The organism is Pseudomonas sp. Z1-12 (genome assembly GCF_051132015.1).
Lineage (GTDB): Bacteria > Pseudomonadota > Gammaproteobacteria > Pseudomonadales > Pseudomonadaceae > Aquipseudomonas > Aquipseudomonas zanjanensis.
The window spans coordinates 1,832,689-1,848,200 of record NZ_CP071647.1 but is presented as its reverse complement, the minus strand read 5'-3'; the positions used below and the strand labels follow the sequence as shown (position 1 = coordinate 1,848,200).

13 protein-coding genes are annotated in these 15,512 nt (G+C 53.1%); all 13 read right to left on the bottom strand.

Annotated elements, in window-relative coordinates; translation table 11 throughout:
• Positions 1-341 precede the first annotated feature (341 nt).
• Positions 342-2,336, bottom strand: coding sequence for a polysaccharide biosynthesis protein (locus J3P85_RS08265; protein WP_186704729.1), 1,995 nt, complete (start codon positions 2,334-2,336; stop codon positions 342-344).
• Between the two features lie 114 nt (positions 2,337-2,450).
• On the bottom strand, positions 2,451-3,467 hold the full coding sequence (locus J3P85_RS08260; RefSeq protein ID WP_434705441.1) for an MraY family glycosyltransferase: 1,017 nt from the start codon (positions 3,465-3,467) through the stop codon (positions 2,451-2,453).
• A gap of 18 nt (positions 3,468-3,485) precedes the next feature.
• The gene (locus tag J3P85_RS08255; protein ID WP_434705439.1) at positions 3,486-4,460 is read right to left on the bottom strand and encodes an NAD-dependent epimerase/dehydratase family protein; all 975 of its coding nucleotides are present in this window, start codon (positions 4,458-4,460) and stop codon (positions 3,486-3,488) included.
• A complete protein-coding gene (locus tag J3P85_RS08250; RefSeq protein ID WP_434705438.1) occupies positions 4,457-5,587 on the bottom strand; it encodes a glycosyltransferase family 4 protein in 1,131 nt (376 codons plus the stop codon). The genes J3P85_RS08255 and J3P85_RS08250 overlap by 4 nt, the downstream gene beginning before the upstream one ends.
• Positions 5,588-5,792: 205 nt before the next feature.
• A complete protein-coding gene (locus J3P85_RS08245) occupies positions 5,793-6,815 on the bottom strand; it encodes an NAD-dependent epimerase/dehydratase family protein (RefSeq protein WP_434705437.1) in 1,023 nt (340 codons plus the stop codon).
• A 42-nt stretch (positions 6,816-6,857) separates the two neighbouring features.
• Positions 6,858-8,141 (bottom strand): Vi polysaccharide biosynthesis UDP-N-acetylglucosamine C-6 dehydrogenase TviB, encoded by a 1,284-nt coding sequence (tviB, locus tag J3P85_RS08240; protein ID WP_434705436.1) that lies wholly within the window; start codon positions 8,139-8,141, stop codon positions 6,858-6,860.
• A gap of 165 nt (positions 8,142-8,306) precedes the next feature.
• Positions 8,307-9,356, bottom strand: coding sequence for an LPS O-antigen chain length determinant protein WzzB (locus J3P85_RS08235; RefSeq protein ID WP_434705435.1), 1,050 nt, complete (start codon positions 9,354-9,356; stop codon positions 8,307-8,309).
• Positions 9,357-9,537: 181 nt separating this feature from the next.
• Positions 9,538-9,762 carry a LapA family protein gene (locus J3P85_RS08230; protein ID WP_434705434.1) on the bottom strand — a complete coding sequence of 75 codons (225 nt, stop codon included), beginning with the start codon at positions 9,760-9,762 and terminating at the stop codon, positions 9,538-9,540.
• Between the two features lie 26 nt (positions 9,763-9,788).
• Positions 9,789-10,085, bottom strand: a complete 297-nt coding sequence (gene ihfB / locus J3P85_RS08225; protein WP_003199243.1) for an integration host factor subunit beta — start codon at positions 10,083-10,085, stop codon at positions 9,789-9,791.
• 143 nt (positions 10,086-10,228) lie between these two features.
• Positions 10,229-10,507: a hypothetical protein gene (locus J3P85_RS08220; RefSeq protein ID WP_434705433.1), complete on the bottom strand. Its 279-nt coding sequence runs from the start codon at positions 10,505-10,507 to the stop codon at positions 10,229-10,231.
• 275 nt (positions 10,508-10,782) lie between these two features.
• Positions 10,783-12,471 (bottom strand): 30S ribosomal protein S1, encoded by a 1,689-nt coding sequence (gene rpsA, locus J3P85_RS08215; RefSeq protein ID WP_186704721.1) that lies wholly within the window; start codon positions 12,469-12,471, stop codon positions 10,783-10,785.
• A 119-nt stretch (positions 12,472-12,590) separates the two neighbouring features.
• Complete coding sequence (cmk, locus tag J3P85_RS08210; RefSeq protein WP_003183882.1) at positions 12,591-13,280, bottom strand: (d)CMP kinase; 690 nt, start codon at positions 13,278-13,280, stop codon at positions 12,591-12,593.
• Positions 13,277-15,484, bottom strand: a complete 2,208-nt coding sequence (locus tag J3P85_RS08205) for a bifunctional prephenate dehydrogenase/3-phosphoshikimate 1-carboxyvinyltransferase (protein WP_434706339.1) — start codon at positions 15,482-15,484, stop codon at positions 13,277-13,279. Before J3P85_RS08205 ends, cmk begins: the two co-directional genes overlap by 4 nt.
• Between the last annotated feature and the right edge of the window lie 28 nt (positions 15,485-15,512).

Genomic DNA, 15,512 nt, shown 5'->3' with positions numbered 1-15,512 from the left:
GATAATTGGAATGATTCTTGGAAAGGTCGATCTGCGACCAGCCCACGGCATGGCGAGGCCGGATCAAATCACGTCAAACGACCGCTTTGGGCCTGCACAAAATACGATAGGACTGAACGTACCGGCTCTGTCTAACCTGAAGGAAGGGTTGGAGCATTGCTCAACGCAGTAGGCCTAGAAGTGGGCTTCATAAATTACAACGGCGCCTACCTACTTTCCTCTAAGCATCGATGACGCTCCATGACATCGTTAAGAGAAAGCAGCTTTCCGAAGCTGCTTCTCAAATATTAGCGATGGTGAAACGCTGTCAAAAACCTGCACGTTACAGCATGTCAGATATGTTAAGGCTCAAGGCGACGCTGTTGATAAATCCAATCGACAATCTCGCCATCCGGGGCATATCCACTCACCGTATCCCTAAGCAACTGTCGAACCCTGGCGTAATCATCACGGTCAATGGCAGCGAGCAGCTCGGTCAAGCTGGCCTTCAACAGCTCCCAAGGCAGGTGATCCTCATTGGCGCTCATGATCATAGGGTGTTGAGTCGCGACCACGTTGTTGCCGATCAACAGCTCTTCGTAGAGCTTCTCTCCGGGACGCAGGCCAGTGAATTCTATCGAAATGTCCCCGTGGGGATTTTTTTCAGAGCGGACACTTAGACCTGACAGGTGGATCATTTTTTCTGCTAGCTCGATGATTTTTACCGGCTCGCCCATATCTAAAACAAATACGTCCCCACCCAACCCCATGGAGCCCGCTTGGATTACCAACTGAGCGGCTTCAGGGATTGTCATGAAATAGCGCGTGATCTTGGGGTGCGTAACGGTCAAAGGCCCCCCGGATTTGATCTGTTTGTGAAACAGGGGAATTACTGAACCGGAAGAGCCCAGTACGTTACCGAATCGAACCATAGTGAAGCGGGTCTTATTGACCCGTGAGACGTTCGCCCTGTCGCCAAATAATACGGGGGCCAGCTCTCGACTGAGGGCTTGTAAAGTCAGCTCTGCGAGTCGCTTCGTACTGCCCATCACATTGGTGGGTCGAACTGCCTTGTCTGTAGAAATAAGCACAAAATTTGACACACCAGCCTGCAATGCGGCCTGCGCGGTATTAAGCGTTCCGATTACGTTGTTCAGAACACCTTCCGCAATATTATGCTCTACCATGGGCACATGCTTGTAAGCCGCAGCGTGATAGACCGTGTTGACGCTCCAAGTCTTCATCACGTCCAGCAATTTGTTCTCATCCCGTACCGATCCCAGAATCGGCAACACCCTTACAGACAAGGACTCCCGGGCTATTCGGGGTTCAAGTTCAGACAAAATGCTATAAAGATTGAATTCGCTATGCTCATAAAGCAACAGTGTAGTGGGTTGAAGGGCCAGGATTTGGCGGCACAATTCAGAGCCGATTGACCCGCCGGCACCGGTCACCAATACCGATTGCCCTGCTATACAATGCTCCAGCAGATCAGCCTGGGCCGGTACGGAATCACGCCCAAGTAAATCCGCGATGTCCACCTCTTGGATGTCATCCACCTTGACCCGGCCGCTTGCCAGATCCATGAATCCCGGAACACTGCGAACGTGTAACGGGAACCCCTCCAGCAATGTCAGTATTTCCCTACGACGACCGCGTGACGAAGAAGGAACGGCCAACAGGATTTCCTGCGCGCCGGTCGCGTCAATCATCTTCTGGATATGTTTGGGCTGATAGACCTGCAATCCTGCGATAACCCGGTCAGCGATACTCCGATCATCATCAATAAATGCGACAGGCCTCATCACCCTCCCCATACGCAGTGCGGCGACGAGCTGGTTGCCTGCCGCACCCGCACCGTAAATCGCAACCTTGGGCAGGCCATCATCGCGATTCGCAAATGGCACATGCTGGGCTGCGGAGAACCAATCACCCAGAAAATATTGCCGCATCATCAAGCGCAGGCCGCCAAGCATGATGAGGCTCAGCCACCAGAAATTGAAAATGATAGATCGCGGTACCAAGGTCGTATGGTTGCTGTACCAATACACCACAAGCGCTAATAGCAATGCCGAAAGACTGACGGCCTTGCAAATGGTAATCAACGCATCATTGCCGAAATAGCGCATCACCGCGCGATACATTCCGAAGCGAATGAAAATTGGAATCGCGATCACCGGGGCAGACGCAAAAAGCCAGAGATGGGTCTCGATGGGGGTCGCCCATACGTCAATACCTAACCGGACGACAAAAGCCAACCAGAGCGCGGCCCAGACTAAAACCACATCCGTGGTCACCTGGATTGCCCGCTTATGACGTCTGGGCAGCCCCAGCAACGCTGTTCTTACTTTATCCATAACTACCTTCACGCACCCTGACCGGGCTCTAATGCATCCATTACTGAAGTACGTTGTGAATCCGTTGTCCATTGGACAATTGCCAAACAGAAAAAACCATCCATCAGTCTGGCGTCATACCTTGTCGAGCTCCCCTGCATGAAATCTAACAGCCAGGAACACCAGCGGCGCATAAGCCACTGTCAGCGCTACCCCTCCATCGACATTCCACCATACGACACAAGCGGCCAGGGGTAGGAGCCAGAATAGATTAATGGCACCGACGGCGAGCGTCACTGGTAAATGACGCCCGTACTGGCGTGAGGCGAACTGATAGGCATGGCTGCGATGAGCTTCGTATACCTTGTCGCCCCGCAGGAGGCGCCTCATAAGGGTGACGGTAGCATCCACGATAAAGACACCGAGTAAAATCAGCCACACCCATAGAAGCTTCGGAGAAACCCAAGCGGCTTGCAAGGAAAGCAGCCCAAGGATGATCCCTAGGAACCCACTGCCCGCATCGCCCATGAAGATACGTGCTGGGGGAAAATTCCAATAAAGAAACCCCGCGACTACCATCGCCAACATCAGCGGCGCCACGATAAGGCCGTTAAACCCACCCAACCAGTAAATGACACATGCGCCGAGGCAAACGCATATCGCCTCCACGCTAGCGATACCATCGATACCATCCATGAAGTTATAGAGATTGAGCATCCACACCAAATAAACGACCGCCAGTACGTGTCCAAACCAACCCAACGCAAACTCATGACCAAACAAGTTAATCGTGGGCAGACCACTTAGCCAACATAACGCCCAAATTGCAGCGGAGAAATGGCCAAGCAACCTCCAGCGAGCTGCTATGTGACCGTGGTCGTCCAGAAAGCCGAGAACGGCGACCCCGATACCCGCTCCCAACATCGCCCAGGCCGCAGACCAAGACAGAAAATCGTTGCCTGCAAGTAGCGGCAGCGCCAAGAGAAAGACAATGACAAATGCCAAGCCGCCCCCCCGGGGGGTGGGTATGGTGTGTGAGCTACGCCCCCCCGGGATGTCGATAATGTTCTTATGAATGGCATATGAGCGCAAAATCCAGGTTAATACCAATGAGGTACCGGTGCTGAGCAAAAGCAAAACAAATATTTTCATTACAGAACACGCCTATGCTTAAACATCTAACTTTTTCTGCATCATATATTTACGACCTGACTGATGCAGCGCATCAATCACCGAGATGGGCGGAGTCCAACCCAGCAGGTTACGAGCCTTCGATGAATCAATAACTAATGAACCACATAGCTGCGTGTAGATTGATTGTTTCCGAAAGACCCTAGCACCAGTACGGAGCAAAAAATCAGGTACCGAAATGAGTCGAGGTTTCAGTCCCATGCCCTGGGCCAGCGCGGTTATCATCTCGCTTGTAGACACCGGCCTGATATCTGACACCAGAAACAGCTCGTTAGCCGCTGCGGGGTGTTCGATGCAAAGACAAAGAAAGTCAACCAGGTTTTCCAGCGAAATTAGGCTTCTAAGATTTTTTATAGCGCCGAGGGGTAAAGGCAAGCCCTTGGACACCAAACGCATCAAACGCTGGTAATTGCCTGGGGCATTCGCCGCATAGACTAAAGGTGGCCGAATAACCACCAACTCCATCGAGCTTTTTTCTACCAGAGCGCGCAATGCACATTCAGCTTCTAGTTTGGATACAGCATAGTCCGCATGCGGTTGTGGAGCTGCATCCTCATTAAATGGAGCGGAATATGTTACAGAACCGTTAACCCCGATAGAGCTAACAAAAATGAATCTTTTGGCTCCAGCCTCCATTGCTTGACGCGCCAGGTCAAGTGTAGCTTCAACATTAACGAGCCTGAATTCATGCAGAGGACTTTCGGATTTATCGTCTAATATGTGTGCCCGTCCCGCCAAATGAATAACAGTCGCCCCCTTACTAATAGATAAAGGACGCTGAAAGGGCTTCTCCGACGGCACGACAACCTGATCTACACCTGATAAAAAATAGTCAACCTGTTTTCGAACCAACAACGTCAGCTTATAATCTGAATTACCTTGCAGTTTTTCGACTAGAGCCCGACCAACGAATCCTGTTGCGCCGGTTATAACTATGCTCTTTGGCAAGTTCAAGATTCAGCCTCAAGTGTTTGATAGACATCCAAATGTACTTTCACCACATTCTCAATGGCGAACTCACGCTCCGCCCATTTTCTTCCAGCACGACCCATGTCATGCCTTAACTCTGCATTCGAAACCAACTTCTCAATCGCGATCGCTAATGCTTCGGCGTCTTTAACCGGCACAAGCAGTCCGGTTTCTCCCGCTATAATAGCATCACGGCAGCCGGGAACGTCAGACGTGACAACTGGCCGCGCACAGGCCGCAGCCTCGATCAGGACTTTTGGTAATCCTTCTCGATAAGAGGGCAAGACTACGATATGCGAACGAGAAAATATCTTGGCCAGATCACTCTGATAACCGAGTACACGTACATTCCCCTCGACTGTCAGGGCCTCTACCTCAGCACTGGAAAGGCTGGTGGGGTTGCCTTCATCCACGTCACCAACCAGTTGAAAGATTACATCGTTCTGACGACGCTTGACTAATTGAGCGGCCTTGATAAATTCATGGACACCCTTGTCCCTAAGGAATCGTCCTGCAAACGTAACGGTTATCGTGCCGATTGGCTCTGGCAAAACCGGATAAGAAGCCAGATGGACCCCCGAACCACGAATCAACACCGCCTTATCAGCATCCAAGCCGCTCATCTTCATCACCAGGGCACGGTCGCAAGGGTTCTGAAAGATCGCCCGAAGATTGTGAGTGCCCAGCGCTAATCGATACATACGTCTCAAAACAAACGACAGAACTTTCGACCGCAAGTCTCTTCCAATAAACACAGAGCCCATGCCAGCGATGGCGGATACAACCCCTCCGACAGGAGCAAGGCGAGCAGCCATCCCCCCATAAAGAACCGGCTTAGTCGTCACCAAATGCAAAAGAGTCGGCCGTAGACGCCAAAGCAATCTCACGAACGATATCATCGCAAAAAACTCAAGAAATGGATTAATACCACCGCGCTCTAACTTGATCGTGTGATAAACAAAGCCTTCTTCAACAACTTTTCCTGACAATGGGCTCGCAATGCTCGCAACGTGCACTTCATAGCCCTTCCCTTGGGCTGCCTTGGCTATCGGCAATCGGTGCGACAAAAAATACCGAGGATCATTGACTACAATTAGCAGTATCCGACTCATTCCTCCCCCACATAAACTGTCAAATTAAAAATATATCCAGTTGAAGACCATGCACTCTTACATCAACCAAGAATAAGTCGTGCAATTCACAGCTGACAGTCACAACCCATCATCAGAGTGCATCAAACCATACGTGCTGAAGACAACTCTTCCAAAGTCAGAATGACTGGATACATTTCTAATCGAGACATCAAAGCAGCGCCCATCATACGTTTTTCAGATACCAAGGCATTGCCACTCTCAAGCCCTCAGCGACACTATGATCGGGAGCGTAGCTCAAATTATTTTTGATCTTTTCGATACTTGCCTGAGAATGCAGGACATCTCCAGCCCTGAAGTCTTTATATACAGGCTCCCTTGCATAACTTACGCCCAAATCTGCCAACATAGCCTTCAACATGGAAAATAACTCTTCCAGGCTCGTTCGTGCATTCACCGCCACATTGTAAACATTATTCAAAGCATGATTTTTTTCTTCGGTTGCAGCCAGAAGATTGGCCTGAACAACGTTCTCGATAAAACAAAAATCTCGGCTTGTTGAGCCATCTCCGTTGATATTGATGCTCTGATCCAAAATCATCGCAGCGGTCCATTTAGGTATTACGGCAGCATAGGCTCCGTTCGGGTCCTGCCTTTTTCCAAACACATTAAAATAACGCAGGCCGATCGTATTAAAACCATAGCTCTTGTAAAAAACATCGGCATACAGCTCATTAACATACTTCGTTACGGCATAGGGTGAAAGGGGCTTACCGATGACATCTTCGACTTTTGGCAAAGCCGGATGATCGCCATAAGTAGAACTACTCGCCGCATAAGTGAAGCTTTTTACCCCCGCATCACGGGCAGCGACCAACATATTCAAAAAACCGTCTATATTAGATGCGTTAGTAAGAATGGGATCGGCCAATGATCTGGGTACAGAGCCCAACGCCGCTTGATGGAGTACATAATCCACGCCTTCGCACGCATTTCGGCAATCATCCAGAGTGCGGATGTCTCCAACTTTTAACGTGAAACGAGCCCATTGATCAGCTGAAACTTCGCCCTTGACCTCATCGAGATTTCGCTGATGGCCAGTAGCAAAGTTATCAAGGCCGATGACGCTCTGATCCAGTTTTAATAGCGTCTCAAGCAGGTTAGAACCTATAAACCCCGCAACACCAGTAATGAGCCATACACGCGGGCTCTTCGGGAGAGTGGCAACCAGCTCATTGTATCGACTCATACGACCTCCAAATTCATTCTGCAAAACAATAGACACATATAATTAAAGTCGGATATCCGACTCATCATTATCAAGCAGATATTTAAGGTCATAAAGCACGTGATTTGCCTTGCCTAATGAGCGAATGTGACGAGCCCCCATATCGGCAAACTGAGAGTGCGCGACAGCCAGAACAATTGCGTCATACGAATCTGGAGCGGGCGTGGAAAGCAGCTTAATTCCATACTCATGCTCTGCCTCCTCAGCCGCTGCCCATGGATCAAAAACGTCGACAACGATATTATAGTCAGCCAGCTCACTAATGATGTCGATCACTCGCGTATTTCTTAAATCCGGGCAGTTCTCTTTAAACGTAAGCCCCATTATCAATACTCGCGCACCGTCCACGTGTATGCGCTTCTTAACCATCGCCTTCACGAGTTGGGAAACGACGTATTCTCCCATGCTGTCATTAAGGCGCCGGCCGGCCAGGATAATCTCCGGATGGTACCCGATGGACTGTGCTTTGTGCGTCAGATAGTAGGGATCTACGCCAATACAGTGACCGCCCACCAAACCAGGACGAAACGGTAAAAAGTTCCACTTGGTTCCTGCGGCTTTCAGGACAGACTCCGTGTCAATGCCCAGCTTATTAAAAATAATCGCCAACTCATTGATTAGCGCGATGTTCAGATCCCGCTGAGTATTTTCGATGACTTTAGCAGCTTCAGCGACTTTTATTGAGCTGGCTTTATGTGTTCCAGCAATGATAATTTTTTTATACAGATTATCAATTTTGGTGGCTACTTCCGGCGTGGAGCCCGACGTCACTTTCTTGATCGTGGTGACACGATGCTCTTTATCGCCTGGATTGATCCTTTCAGGACTATATCCAACGTAGAAATCCGAATTAAATTTCAGGCCCGATACACGTTCTAAAACTGGGACGCAATCCTCTTCGGTTGCCCCGGGATACACGGTTGACTCGTAAATTACCACGTCACCTTTTTTTAACACACTCCCAATAGTCTCAGATGCCTTCAACAACGGAGTCAAATCCGGATTGTTATACTGATCTATGGGCGTTGGAACGGTCACTATGAAGATATTGCAATTACTTAGTTTCTCCACACTGGTGGAGAACTGCAGATTCTTAGCTTCGCCCAGCTCTTGCTCACTGACTTCGAGCGTCGAATCTCGACCTCCACTCAGCTCTTCAATCCTGCGCTCACTGATATCGAAACCCAAGACGGAATAGTGCTTGCCAAACTCCACAGCAAGAGGCAGCCCCACATAACCCAAGCCTACGATTCCAAGTTTTACACTTTCAAAGTTTTGATTATTCAATTTCATATCCACTATAAATTGGTAGTTAGCGCAGCATTGAAATCTACCATTGTAGAATAATAGTCACTGCCGACTGAATATATACGAGCGCAATCTCCAGAACACTCGACCCGCACCGTCGCTGAGGGGCGCTTACACTATGTTCAGCCCCCTTATGAACAACGCTTAAACCGGATTCTTGTCACTTCGACTGAACAAGATACGAAGCAACGCGACAGAACAGCCTAGCAAAACGCCACCTATCACACCTAAGAGCAGGATCAGCATCTTCTTCGGCTTGATGGGGCTCTCCGGCAGCTCTACTGTGCCGTCTTGGCGGTAGACCGAGATGCTCTCAGGATCGATGTTCAATTTGCTATAAAAATAGTATCGCATCTGAAGCGATCGCAAATCAGGAATAAACGCATCATCGGAAGAGCGGGCCTGCAGTGCGTCTACCTCCGCAGATAACGCTTTACTACCCCTTTGATAGTCCAGCTTGTTTCCTGTTTCGACCGTAATATCAACCGCAGCCGTAGAATTCACGCTGGGTGTCGTGAGACCGATTGCCTGGGCGATATTTAAGGCTTCACGTAGCTGCTGTACTCGATCCTCTCGAATGCGCTGGGCGTTTTCCCGCAAGCTGATAATCCGCTGCTCCAGATTCCGTGCCCTAACCGACGCTTCTGCCTTTACGTTCTTGATAAGCTCAGATTCGGCTGCTTCGCTGGCGAGCTTCACATACGTTTTGGCCCACTCCGTGGCGCGAACGGGATCTTCGTTTTTCACAGCGACTAAATAACGATCCGGAGCATCCTTACCGGGCTGCTTGATGACCAGTTCGCGTGAAAAACGCACGTAGACCTGGTCGAGCGCCCCTTCTCGCTGCGATTCGCTCAATGATGGAAGGTAAACCTCGTTGAAAAACCTCTGACGAAGTGATTCTGCTTGTAAGTTACGAGCAAAAACTCCGTAGACGTGGTCTATGGAGTAGATGTCGAGCTCGCTACTTTTACCCCTGCCATAGTTGAGCTCAGCTATACCATTCTGAGTAGGCGGCATGATAAAAAGCTTGGCTTCATAGACAGGCTTACTGAGAAACGCATAAAGACCCGCGCCAACAGCAACCAAAAGAGTGACACCCAAAATCAACCCTTTCTGAGCCCAGAGGCCCCGGACCAGCTCGATCAGATCAATTTCGTCATCGCGACGCGCATCAATACGATCATTTTGCATGGAAAGCCTCGCTTGGCATCGCGTTCGCATACACACCAAACGCATTAAACGGCAAGACGGGCAAAGCCGCGTCGGACACAGCGGCACACTGAGCTAGATTAAATACGAACAAAACGCACCCAAAGTCAGAAAAAATTGTAGACAGTGATCCTTACCAAGACTCCTGGGCTCACACATCCATTTATTTCGATCGCCTACGCGCCCCCATGAACCACGCGAGCAACGGGCCAACCATCATACCAGCGAGAAGTGACACTAGCACGCAAACTGAAACAGGAAGTTGCGGTGATGACCAGCCCAGAAACAGCAATGCGACCGACTGGTTGTTTTCAAGCACAAACAGGACGACTGCCGAGGCCACGAGCAGCGCAAGTACAACAAGGACCAGGCGTTTAAAGTTCCGCATGAGAACTCCTTTGTCTTAGCGCTCCGTCAGAGCTCATCCCCCTCCTCCTCATTCACCCGATCCCTAAGCTCTTTGCCTGGCTTGAAATGAGGAACAAATTTTCCATCAAGGCTGACGGACTGGCCGGTCTTTGGATTGCGACCTACCCGCGGGGCGCGGTAATGCAGGGAAAAGCTGCCGAAACCACGGATTTCAATACGATCACCCGTAGCCAGGCACTGGGACATTTGTTCAAGCATGGTCTTGATAGCCAGCTCCACATCCTTGGATGAGAGTAGCCCTTGATGGGTGACAATTCGTTCGATCAACTCCGACTTCGTCATATTTTTCCCTTCTTTTTCAAGCAGCTAGGAAAATCGCTTGAAAAGGTTTTAGCATGACCGGAGGGATTTGAACAGCCCAAGTATTGACATTCTTCTTTGCTCCCTGGCCGCTTCTTTCCATGCAGGCCAGGAGTTTTCTCAAACTATCGACAGATGACCAACATCGTGCGAGTCAGATAGCCAGCCGGATTAAAACCAAAGGGGTATTGATCGTTATCCTTCGCGTCGTCGGATCGGGTAATGACCTTGTAGCCTGCGCCCTTGCACTCTCTTGCGGCTCTCTTATGGCACTTCTCCCAGCCAGAGCCCAACCCTGAACAGTCGACTTCGATACCGCTGACACCACGCACTGCGTGGGTCTTGGCACTCGTAGCGCAACCTGTAGATGCCAATATTGCGAATATCAGGATGAGCCTGTTCATTCATCTCCTTAAATATCCATCACCTGACTGGGTGGCGCCTGATCTGACGCTATCGCGAGCAAGCTCGCTCCCACATTGCCCCAAGAAAACCAGGACGTCTGTGTCCAACCTTGATAGATAGCCGATCCGCTTAAAGAAAGAGACAGCCGGGTTGCAGGATTGGTTTCACAGCGAGACCAGACAGCGCACATGGAACGGGCAAAGCCTGGCTCTTCCTGAATCGCGCCCACAAAAAAGGGCGACCGAAGTCGCCCTTTTTCATGGTCTGACAGAACTTAGTTCTGTTTTTCCATCTGTGCACGCAGCAGGTCGCCCAGAGTGGTAGGACCAGGAGCATCAGTAGCTGGCTTCTCGCGCAGGCTCTGGATTGCTTCTTTCTCTTCAGCATCGTCTTTCGACTTGATGGAGAGCTGGATTACGCGGCTCTTGCGGTCAACGCTGATGATCTTGGCTTCTACTTCTTCGCCTTCTTTCAGAACGTTGCGCGCGTCTTCAACGCGGTCACGGCTGATTTCGGAGGCTTTCAGAGTCGCTTCGATATCGTCGGCCAGGGTGATGATGGCGCCTTTGGCGTCAACTTCTTTCACGATGCCCTTAACGATTGCGCCTTTGTCGTTCTCTTGAACGTACTCGGAGAACGGATCGCTTTCCAGTTGCTTGATACCCAGGGAGATACGCTCGCGCTCTGGGTCAACCGACAGGATAACGGTGTCCAGCTCGTCGCCCTTCTTGAAACGGCGTACGGCTTCTTCGCCCACTTCGTTCCAGGAGATGTCGGACAGGTGAACCAGGCCGTCGATGCCGCCGTCCAGACCAATGAAGATACCGAAATCGGTGATCGACTTGATGGTGCCGGAGATTTTATCGCCCTTGTTGAACTGGCCAGAGAAGTCTTCCCATGGGTTGGACTTGCACTGCTTGATGCCGAGGGAGATACGACGACGCTCTTCGTCGATGTCCAGAACCATGACTTCCACTTCGTCGCCGACTTGTACGACTTTCGAAGGGTGGATGTTCTTGTTGGTCCAGTCCATTTCGGAAACGTGTACCAAGCCTTCAACGCCTTCTTCCAGCTCAGCGAAGCAGCCGTAGTCGGTGAGGTTGGTAACACGAGCGGTGACGCGGGTGCCTTCTGGGTAACGGGCTTTGATAGCGACCCATGGATCTTCACCCAGTTGCTTGAGGCCCAGGGAAACACGATTGCGCTCGCGATCGTACTTCAGAACCTTGACATCGATCTCGTCGCCAACGTTGACGATTTCCGAAGGATGCTTGATACGCTTCCAGGCCATGTCGGTGATGTGCAGCAGGCCATCGACGCCACCCAGATCGACGAATGCGCCGTAATCGGTGAGGTTCTTGACGATACCCTTGACCTGTTGGCCTTCCTGCAGCGATTCCAGCAGAGCTTCACGCTCGGCGGAGTTCTCGGCTTCCAGGACACTGCGACGGGAAACGACAACGTTGTTGCGCTTCTGGTCCAGCTTGATGACCTTGAATTCCAGCTCTTTGCCTTCCAGGTGCGTGGTGTCGCGCACTGGACGGACGTCAACCAGGGAACCTGGCAGGAACGCACGGATGCCGTTAACGTCGACAGTGAAGCCGCCTTTAACCTTACCGTTGATAACGCCCTTGACCACTTCCTCAGCTGCGAAGGCCGCTTCCAGAACGATCCAGCATTCAGCGCGCTTGGCTTTTTCACGGGACAGCTTGGTTTCACCAAAGCCATCTTCAACCGAGTCCAGCGCAACGTGAACTTCGTCACCGACGTTGATGTTCAGTTCGCCAGCGTCGTTGTAGAACTGCTCAAGCGGGATCAGCGCTTCAGACTTCAGACCAGCGTGAACGGTTACCCAGCGAGCCTGGTAATCGATATCAACGATAACGCCGGTGATGATGGAGCCTGCCTGAAGGTTCAGGGTTTTCAAGCTTTCTTCAAAGAGTTCCGCAAAGCTTTCGCTCATTTTAATTCCTGTTGATTAGGGCGAAGTAAACGCCCATCTCCACACCCCAGACGATGTGGGTTAGTTTCATATAAAAGAAGCGCCGCAGGACTATGACTGGTCCCCTGCGGAGCTTCCTGTCACCCGGCGATATCGCGAAGCGCGATCTCGCTCATGATGCGTTGCAACACCTGATCGATGGACAACTCCGTGGAATCCAGCTGTATCGCATCGGCCGCCGGCTTTAGCGGGGCTACTGCGCGCTGGGTGTCACGCTCATCGCGTGCACGGATCTCATCTAGCAGACTCGACAGACTAACATCCTCGCCTTTGCCCTTCAACTGCAAATATCGGCGGCGCGCCCGTTCCTCGGCGCTGGCAGTCAGGAAAATCTTCAGTGGCGCGTCGGGGAACACCACCGTGCCCATGTCGCGGCCATCGGCCACCAGCCCCGGCGGCTCCTGGAATGCGCGCTGGCGTTGCAGCAAGGCTTCGCGCACCGCCGGCAGCGCGGCGACCTGGGAGGCACCGGCGCCCACGCTTTCGGTACGGATGACGTCGCTGACTTCGTCGCCTTCCAGAATAATGCGCTGGAGCTGGCCGTCGGTCGCCGCGATGAATTGCACGTCCAGATGAGCGGCCAGCGCCTTGAGCAATTCCTCGTTGGTCAGGTCGACGCCATGGTTGGCGGCGGCGAACGCCAACAGACGGTACAAGGCGCCCGAATCGAGCAGGTTCCAGCCCAACTGCCTGGCCAGGATCCCGGCGACGGTGCCCTTGCCCGAACCGCTTGGGCCATCGATGGTGATGACCGGTGCCTTGATGTTCACGACTGTGCCTCTTGTGCTACTCGGATACCGACCTGCGCGCACAGCGCCAGGAAGTTCGGGAACGACGTCGCGACGTTGGCGCAGTCATGGATGCGAATCGGCGCACTGGCGCGCAAAGACGCAACACTGAAGGCCATGGCGATGCGGTGATCACCGTGACCATGGACTTCGCCGCCGCCGATCTGGCCGCCATCGATAATGATGCCATCCGGGGTTGGCTGGCACTTGACGCCCAGGGCGAGCAAGCCGTCAGCCATCACCTGGATGCGATCCGATTCCTTAACCCGCAGCTCTTCAGCGCCCGTCAGCACGGTACGCCCTTCTGCACAGGCGGCCGCCACGAACAGCACCGGGAACTCGTCGATGGCCAGCGGAACCAGCGCCTCCGGAATCTCGATACCCTTGAGTTTAGCCGCTCGTACGCGCAGGTCAGCTACCGGTTCGCCACCCACTTCACGCTGGTTTTCCAAGGTGATGTCGGCGCCCATCAGGCGCAGGATGTCGATCACGCCGGTACGGGTCGGGTTGATGCCGACGTGTTCCAGAACCAGGTCTGAGCCTTCGGCGATCGAGGCGGCCACCAGGAAGAACGCCGACGACGAGATATCGCCCGGCACTTCGATGTGGGTCGCGGCCAGCTTGCTGCCAGACTCGACGGACGCCGTGGCGCCATCGACCGTGACCGGGTAGCCGAAGCCGCGCAGCATGCGCTCGGTGTGGTCGCGGGTCGGGGCCGGCTCGGTGACGGTGGTCTTGCCTTCGGCGTAGAGACCCGCCAGCAGCAGGCAGGATTTCACCTGGGCGCTGGCCATTGGCATGGTGTAGGTCAAGCCCTTGAGCTTGTTGCCACCACGAATGATCATCGGCGGACGACCCTCGGCGGCCGTCTCGATGACCGCGCCCATTTCCCGCAACGGGTTGGCCACGCGATTCATCGGACGCTTGGACAGCGACGCATCACCGGTCAGGGTGCTGTCGAAATCCTGGGCGGCCAGCAGGCCGGACAACAGGCGCATCGAGGTCCCGGAGTTGCCCAGGTAGATCGGCCCCGGAGCAGGCTTGAGGCCGTGCAGGCCGACACCATGGATGGTCACGCGACCGTGGTGCGGGCCTTCGATGACCACGCCCATGTCGCGAAACGCTTGCAGCGTCGCCAGGGCGTCTTCGCCCTCGAGGAAGCCTTCCACTTCGGTTACGCCTTCGGCCAGGGAGCCGAGCATGATCGAACGGTGGGAAATCGATTTATCGCCCGGTACACGAATACGCCCACTCAGGGAGCCACCAGGTTGTGCCAGGAAAATCAGATCGTTGGAGTTCATAGCGTCCACATAGGCCCGACGGGCCAGGATTTTACTGAAATGCTCGCGGGCCACCCTGGCGCGTGTGAAAACGCCCAGCAATTGGTGCCCGTCCCCTGCATCGACCGCGTCGCGCAAGGCGTCGAGGTCGCTGCGAAATGTATCGAGTGTGCGCAAGACAGCTTCGCGGTTGGCGAGGAAGATGTCGTGCCACATGACCGGGTCGCTTCCGGCGATTCTCGTGAAATCGCGGAAACCGCCGGCAGCGTAACGGAAGATCTCAAGATTTTCATTGCGTTTGGCCAATGAATCCACCAGGCCGAACGCCAACAGGTGCGGCAAATGGCTCGTGGCCGCCAACACTTCATCGTGACGCTCGACCTGCATGTGCTCGACATCGGCGCCCAATTCGCGCCACAAACGGTCCACTACGGCGAGCGCGGCAGGGTCCGTCTGGTCCAGGGGCGTGAGGATCACTTTGTGACGACGAAACAGTTCGGCGTTGGAGGCTTCCACCCCGCTCTGCTCGGAACCGGCAATCGGATGACCGGGTACGAAACGCGCCGGCATCCCACCGAAAGCCTCGGTGGCTGCACGCACCACGTTGCCCTTGGCACTGCCGACGTCGGTCAGGATCGCTTGCCCCAGGTTCATGGTTGCCAGACGCGCCAGCAATTTTTCCATGGCCAGGATCGGCACCGCCAGCTGGATCACATCCGCGCCTTGGCATGCGATTGCCAAGTCATCTTCGCAGCGATCAACCACGCCCAACTCCACGGCCAGCCTGCGCGACTGCGGATCCAGGTCGACACCGACCACTTCACGGCACAAGCCGCTTTCACGCAAGCCCTTGGCAAACGAGCCGCCGATCAACCCCAGGCCGACCACCACCAGGCGATCGATCATAGGGGCAGCAGGTTGCAGCGAAGTGACA

Coding starts and splice junctions, on each gene's coding strand:
- J3P85_RS08265 (WP_186704729.1), bottom strand. CDS start 2,336: ATGGATAAAGTAAGAACAGCGTTGCTGGGGCTGCCCAGACGTCATAAG.
- rpsA (WP_186704721.1), bottom strand. CDS start 12,471: ATGAGCGAAAGCTTTGCGGAACTCTTTGAAGAAAGCTTGAAAACCCTG.
- J3P85_RS08235 (WP_434705435.1), bottom strand. CDS start 9,356: ATGCAAAATGATCGTATTGATGCGCGTCGCGATGACGAAATTGATCTG.
- J3P85_RS08230 (WP_434705434.1), bottom strand. CDS start 9,762: ATGCGGAACTTTAAACGCCTGGTCCTTGTTGTACTTGCGCTGCTCGTG.
- J3P85_RS08220 (WP_434705433.1), bottom strand. CDS start 10,507: ATGAACAGGCTCATCCTGATATTCGCAATATTGGCATCTACAGGTTGC.
- J3P85_RS08205 (WP_434706339.1), bottom strand. CDS start 15,484: ATGATCGATCGCCTGGTGGTGGTCGGCCTGGGGTTGATCGGCGGCTCG.
- ihfB (WP_003199243.1), bottom strand. CDS start 10,085: ATGACGAAGTCGGAGTTGATCGAACGAATTGTCACCCATCAAGGGCTA.
- J3P85_RS08250 (WP_434705438.1), bottom strand. CDS start 5,587: ATGAGTCGGATACTGCTAATTGTAGTCAATGATCCTCGGTATTTTTTG.
- J3P85_RS08245 (WP_434705437.1), bottom strand. CDS start 6,815: ATGAGTCGATACAATGAGCTGGTTGCCACTCTCCCGAAGAGCCCGCGT.
- J3P85_RS08260 (WP_434705441.1), bottom strand. CDS start 3,467: ATGAAAATATTTGTTTTGCTTTTGCTCAGCACCGGTACCTCATTGGTA.